The sequence below is a fragment of the Mammaliicoccus sp. P-M59 genome (assembly GCF_022386135.1).
In the GTDB taxonomy this organism is placed as follows: Bacteria; Bacillota; Bacilli; order Staphylococcales; family Staphylococcaceae; genus Mammaliicoccus; species Mammaliicoccus sciuri_A.
This window is the reverse complement of record NZ_JAJNJJ010000024.1, coordinates 1-1,709: the sequence shown is the minus strand read 5'-3', so window position 1 is coordinate 1,709 and position 1,709 is coordinate 1. Positions and strand designations below refer to the sequence as shown.

The window sequence follows — 1,709 nt, the reverse complement described above, 5'->3', positions numbered from 1 at the left end:
ATGAACATTGAAAACTGAATGACAATATGTCAACGTTAATTCCAATAATTGAGTACTGAAAGTACTTCAGAGTGATTGGCTTAACCAATCAAAAATGAGCTTATCAAGCTTACTTCTTTTATGGAGAGTTTGATCCTGGCTCAGGATGAACGCTGGCGGCGTGCCTAATACATGCAAGTCGAGCGAACAGATGAGAAGCTTGCTTCTCTGATGTTAGCGGCGGACGGGTGAGTAACACGTGGGTAACCTACCTATAAGACTGGGATAACTCCGGGAAACCGGGGCTAATACCGGATAATATTTTGAACCGCATGGTTCAATAGTGAAAGACGGTTTCGGCTGTCACTTATAGATGGACCCGCGCCGTATTAGCTAGTTGGTAAGGTAACGGCTTACCAAGGCGACGATACGTAGCCGACCTGAGAGGGTGATCGGCCACACTGGAACTGAGACACGGTCCAGACTCCTACGGGAGGCAGCAGTAGGGAATCTTCCGCAATGGGCGAAAGCCTGACGGAGCAACGCCGCGTGAGTGATGAAGGTCTTCGGATCGTAAAACTCTGTTGTTAGGGAAGAACAAATTTGTTAGTAACTGAACAAGTCTTGACGGTACCTAACCAGAAAGCCACGGCTAACTACGTGCCAGCAGCCGCGGTAATACGTAGGTGGCAAGCGTTATCCGGAATTATTGGGCGTAAAGCGCGCGTAGGCGGTTTCTTAAGTCTGATGTGAAAGCCCACGGCTCAACCGTGGAGGGTCATTGGAAACTGGGAAACTTGAGTGCAGAAGAGGAGAGTGGAATTCCATGTGTAGCGGTGAAATGCGCAGAGATATGGAGGAACACCAGTGGCGAAGGCGGCTCTCTGGTCTGTAACTGACGCTGATGTGCGAAAGCGTGGGGATCAAACAGGATTAGATACCCTGGTAGTCCACGCCGTAAACGATGAGTGCTAAGTGTTAGGGGGTTTCCGCCCCTTAGTGCTGCAGCTAACGCATTAAGCACTCCGCCTGGGGAGTACGACCGCAAGGTTGAAACTCAAAGGAATTGACGGGGACCCGCACAAGCGGTGGAGCATGTGGTTTAATTCGAAGCAACGCGAAGAACCTTACCAAATCTTGACATCCTTTGACCGCTCTAGAGATAGAGTCTTCCCCTTCGGGGGACAAAGTGACAGGTGGTGCATGGTTGTCGTCAGCTCGTGTCGTGAGATGTTGGGTTAAGTCCCGCAACGAGCGCAACCCTTAAGCTTAGTTGCCATCATTAAGTTGGGCACTCTAGGTTGACTGCCGGTGACAAACCGGAGGAAGGTGGGGATGACGTCAAATCATCATGCCCCTTATGATTTGGGCTACACACGTGCTACAATGGATAATACAAAGGGCAGCGAATCCGCGAGGCCAAGCAAATCCCATAAAATTATTCTCAGTTCGGATTGTAGTCTGCAACTCGACTACATGAAGCTGGAATCGCTAGTAATCGTAGATCAGCATGCTACGGTGAATACGTTCCCGGGTCTTGTACACACCGCCCGTCACACCACGAGAGTTTGTAACACCCGAAGCCGGTGGAGTAACCTTTTAGGAGCTAGCCGTCGAAGGTGGGACAAATGATTGGGGTGAAGTCGTAACAAGGTAGCCGTATCGGAAGGTGCGGCTGGATCACCTCCTTTCTAAGGATATTACGGAATGACCATTAGGTCATGGAATAA

General features: G+C 49.9%; 1 rRNA gene. It reads left to right on the top strand.

From position 1 onward, the window contains the following. Positions 1 to 117: 117 nt before the first annotated feature. Positions 118 to 1,670: ribosomal RNA gene (locus LQ617_RS15690) — 16S ribosomal RNA — on the top strand. The last annotated feature ends 39 nt before the right edge of the window (positions 1,671 to 1,709 follow it).